The sequence below is a fragment of the Streptomyces sp. NPDC054840 genome, assembly GCF_053611065.1.
In genome coordinates this window covers 1-3,815 of the sequence record NZ_JBSGZP010000692.1, presented here as the reverse complement: position 1 = coordinate 3,815, position 3,815 = coordinate 1, and the positions used below count along the sequence as shown (strand labels likewise).

General features: G+C 73.8%; 5 protein-coding genes. 1 reads left to right on the top strand and 4 read right to left on the bottom strand.

The window, feature by feature from the left end; all coding sequences use genetic code 11:
* Positions 1-81 precede the first annotated feature (81 nt).
* From ACWGIU_RS32360 to ACWGIU_RS32345, 4 genes are all read right to left on the bottom strand, one after another.
* A complete protein-coding gene (locus tag ACWGIU_RS32360) occupies positions 82-711 on the bottom strand; it encodes a TetR/AcrR family transcriptional regulator (protein WP_453711672.1) in 630 nt (209 codons plus the stop codon).
* A gap of 102 nt (positions 712-813) precedes the next feature.
* Positions 814-1,473, bottom strand: a complete 660-nt coding sequence (locus tag ACWGIU_RS32355; protein WP_453711671.1) for a phosphatase PAP2 family protein — start codon at positions 1,471-1,473, stop codon at positions 814-816.
* 59 nt (positions 1,474-1,532) lie between these two features.
* Entirely contained in the window at positions 1,533-2,474 is a 942-nt protein-coding gene (locus tag ACWGIU_RS32350; RefSeq protein ID WP_453711670.1) for a M56 family metallopeptidase, read from the bottom strand.
* 81 nt (positions 2,475-2,555) lie between these two features.
* Positions 2,556-3,107 carry a DUF5134 domain-containing protein gene (locus tag ACWGIU_RS32345; RefSeq protein WP_453711669.1) on the bottom strand — a complete coding sequence of 184 codons (552 nt, stop codon included), beginning with the start codon at positions 3,105-3,107 and terminating at the stop codon, positions 2,556-2,558.
* A 130-nt stretch (positions 3,108-3,237) separates the two neighbouring features.
* Between ACWGIU_RS32345 and ACWGIU_RS32340 the strand changes: the two genes are divergently transcribed.
* Positions 3,238-3,777, top strand: a complete 540-nt coding sequence (locus tag ACWGIU_RS32340) for a GNAT family N-acetyltransferase (protein WP_453711668.1) — start codon at positions 3,238-3,240, stop codon at positions 3,775-3,777.
* The last annotated feature ends 38 nt before the right edge of the window (positions 3,778-3,815 follow it).

The following is a 3,815-nucleotide window of genomic DNA, read 5'->3' as shown; positions in this document are numbered from 1 at the left end:
GCCCGGCACCGCGCCCGGCCGCATTGTCGGGCACGGCACCGGACGCCGCGGGCTCGGCCGACAAGATCCGAAAGAGACGGCCTAGGTCCGTGACGGGACCGTTCCGCCGGGCGGCGCGCCGTCCGGCGGGACTCCGAGTTCCCAGTCCAGCCCGTAGCGCTGGAACAGCTCCGCCCGCAACCGCTGCGCGGGCATCGGGGCGCCGGGCAGCAGGATCGCCACGACCGCGCCCATCAACAGGGCCCGCAGCAGCGGATAGTCCGCGTCGGGGTCCGCCGAGCCGTACCGGACGACGGTGTCCCGCAACAGCTCCGCAAGCCGCTGTTGCTCGGGACACCGCACGAAGCCGTCGGCCGCCAGGATGCCCGCCATGTGCGTGCGCATCAGCAGGGGTTCGTCCCGGGCCAGCCCCAGGACCGCGTCGACGGCGCGCGCGAGCCGCTCGCGCCCGCACTCGCTGCGGGGCTCCCGCTCCAGGGCGTCGTACAGGGTGAGGTGCATCAGCCGGTGCACCGCGGACTGCAGCAACTGCCGTTTGCCCGGGAAGTAGTAGGAGACCAGCCCGCGTGCCGTCCCCGCCCGGTCGGCGATGTCGCCGAGCGTCGTGGCCTCGTAGCCGTGCTCGGCCACGAGTTCGACCGTGGACTGCAGCAGCCGCTCCCGGGAACGTCTGCGCAATTCTTCATTGACCGATGCGCTGCGCGGGGACATGCTTACTCCTGCGTTGACTGGCTACCGGCCAATATACTCAGCGCACGGGGTCGCCTGCTCTGGGTGACACGGGGGATCATCCAGGGCAGGCACGCCGTACCCTCACCGCTCCACCGGGTCGCATCCGCGTTCGCGGACGGGCACGGACGTCGCGAGAGCCACCAGGGCCACGCCCAGGAGCCAGCCCGCCAGCACGTCCGACGGCCAGTGCACCCCGAGGTACACGCGGGTGAAGCCGACCCCGAGCACCGAGACCGCGGCCACCGTCCAGGCGGCCACCAGCCACGCGACCGCCGACCGGCCCGGAGCCGGGCGGGGCAGCAGCCACAGGAGCAGTCCGCACACCACCGTCGCGGTCATGGCGTGGCCGGACGGGTTGGCCGCGTACTGCGCCGAGTCCACCGGATCCGACCACACCGGACGTTCCCGACCCACCATCACCTTCAGCCCTTGCTGCACCACCGACGCCGCCAGCGTCACCAGGGCCACCAGCAGCGCCCGCCTCCGGTCGCCCCGCCACCACAGCAGCACGCAGGCGACCGCCGCCAGCGCCCGCATGGTCCAGGGGTCCCACACCCAGTCGCTGAGCACCCGCATGAACTGCGTGACGGAGGGATGGGCCACGGCGTGGGCGTGCAGATCCCGCGCGACCCGCTCGTCGTACGCGAGCAGCGGGCGCCACCCCGCCACCACGAGCGCCGTCAGGACCGCCGCGAGCAGCGCACAGCCGATGCCCGTCCACCACAGGGGATCTTTGCGCATGCCCCGATCCTCGCACCGTCGAGCACCGGCGGGCGGCGGGCAGCGCCGGGGCGCCCGTTCTACGCCAGGGCGCTCAGCCCCGGCACCAAGGCCACCACCAGCGGGATCGCGGGGACCAGTGTGGCCAGTGCCGTCAGCCGCAGCCGACGGCCGGGGGAGAGCCGGGGCGCCGCCGACAGCAGCCTGCGCACCCGCTGGGGAACGTGCGCGTGCTCGGGCGAGGAGGCGGTCCCGAACACCCCACGGTCCTCGTTGAGTCCGACCAGCGCCAGCGCGATCGTCAGCCGTCCGAACCGCCGGGAGGCCACATCGTCCGCGGCCATCTCCACCAGCCGGTGCATCTCCGCCTCGAACGCCGCGAAGACCGGCACCTGCGGGAAGCCCCGGGCCAGCGCCCGTGAACAGTGCAGCAGCCAGTCGTGCCGGGCCGCCGCGTGCCCCTGCTCGTGCGCCAGTACGGCGTCCAGCTGGCTGCCCTTCAGGCGGCCCAGCGCCGCCGTCGTGACCACCAGCTGCGGGGTCGCTCCCGGCAGCCACCAGGCGTCCGGCCGGGGACCCTCCAGTACGACGAGCCGCGCGCCCGCCGGGTCCTCCCCGGGCAGCAGCGGGGCCCGTAGCAGCAGTTCGCTGCCCTGGGCGCGCCGCCGGGCCCGTGCCCGCAGCACCTCACCGGTCAGCATCGCCCCGGTCCACAGCCCGCCGCCCGCCAGGGCGAGCGCGGTGATGGTGGCCCAGGGCCCGCCGGTCGCGCCCAGGGCGTAGGCGTCGACCACCCCGTGCGGGGCGGAGGCGAACAACCGGCCCCGGACCTCCTGCCAGGCGGCCGCCGCGCTCAGCAGCATCGACAGTCCGAAGCACAGGAGCACGGCACCGACCACGCACTGCCACACCCACAGGGCGACGACCGGCTCACGCTCGGGCCACCGGGCCCGGGCCAGCAGACGGGGGGCGAGCACCGCGGTCAGGGCGCCGAGCAACAGGAGAGCGGCGGGGACCATCATGACCGCCAGCCTATGAGCGTGGGACTACCTGCGGGTACGTCCTCGGGCCTTTGGTGACGCAGGACACGTCCGCCGGGCCCGTCACATCGTGAGCAGCATGGCCAACATCCCCATTCCCATGGCGAGTCGGCAGGCGCGGATGAGTTCGGTGGCTCCGCCCCGGCCGGCGGCCGGCCGCGGGGAGACGGTGTCCCCCGCGGTGAGCAGCCGGGTTCCACCGAGCATCACGTACCCGGCGTAGTAGAGGAGCAGCGCGCCCGTCAGCAGGGGCGGGCCGGCCGCCTGGGAGTGTTCCTGCCCGTGCCCGGCCCCGGGCCCCGCCATCAGGGCCATGTAGACCATCGTCAGCGAGCCGACCAGGTGGTGCGCGTGGTGGGATCCGCCCCGCAGCAGCCACAGGGCGTGCAGGGCGGTACCGCAGAAGACCACACCCAGCACGGGCGCCCGCCACCCGTCACCGTGCCCGCCGAGGGGCACGGCCATCAGGGCCATCCCGAATCCCATCACCGCCTCTCCGGCGGCGCCGCCCGAACCCCGCGCCCGCCGCAGGCAGTACGCACCGCTCACCGCGCACAGCAGCACCAGCAGCCAGGAGGAGACGGAGGTGGTGGGGGAAGTGGCGGAACCGTGCACGGCGGAACCTCCCGGTTCGTCGGCGTCACGGGGAGAGATGCCCCTCTCACGGCACCCTCACGCGGCTCCGGGTTACGCTCTCGGTGCCTTCCCGGCATGTCATATGCCGCCGCACTGAACGGAGCGCCCGATGACGACCGCCCAGCCCGAAGCCCTGAGTTTCCGCAGCGCCGTGGAGACGGACGTACCGGAACTGGTGGAACTCGTCGAGTCCGCCTACCGGGGGGACGCGAGCCGGGCCGGCTGGACCACCGAGGCCGACTACCTGGACGGGCAGCGCACCGACCCGGACGGGGTCCGCGCCGTCATCGCCGCCCCGGACGGGGTCCTGCTCGTCGTCGAGCGCGCGGGCGAGCTCATCGCCTGCTGCCAGCTCGAACACCGCGACGACCACGTGTACTTCGGGATGTTCGCCGTCCGCCCCGGCCTCCAGGGCGCGGGCCTCGGCAAGGAGATCCTGGCCGAGGCCGAGCGCCGCGCCCGCGAGACCTGGGGCGCCAAGGAGATGCGGATGACGGTGGTGCACGTACGGGAGGAGCTCATCGCCTACTACGTGCGCCGCGGCTACCGGCGCACCGGCGAGCTGAGCCCCTTCCCCTACGGTGACGAGCGCTTCGGCGTCCCGCTCCGCGACGACCTGGCCTTCGAGCTGCTGGTCAAGCCGCTCTGAGCCGGAGTCCGGTCGCGCATCAGAGCCGGAGCCGGCTC

What these genes read in the sequence shown, in the direction of transcription:
- ACWGIU_RS32360 (WP_453711672.1), bottom strand. Translation starts at nt 711, where the DNA reads ATGTCCCCGCGCAGCGCATCGGTCAATGAAGAATTGCGCAGACGTTCC.
- ACWGIU_RS32350 (WP_453711670.1), bottom strand. Translation starts at nt 2,474, where the DNA reads ATGATGGTCCCCGCCGCTCTCCTGTTGCTCGGCGCCCTGACCGCGGTG.
- ACWGIU_RS32355 (WP_453711671.1), bottom strand. Translation starts at nt 1,473, where the DNA reads ATGCGCAAAGATCCCCTGTGGTGGACGGGCATCGGCTGTGCGCTGCTC.
- ACWGIU_RS32340 (WP_453711668.1), top strand. Translation starts at nt 3,238, where the DNA reads ATGACGACCGCCCAGCCCGAAGCCCTGAGTTTCCGCAGCGCCGTGGAG.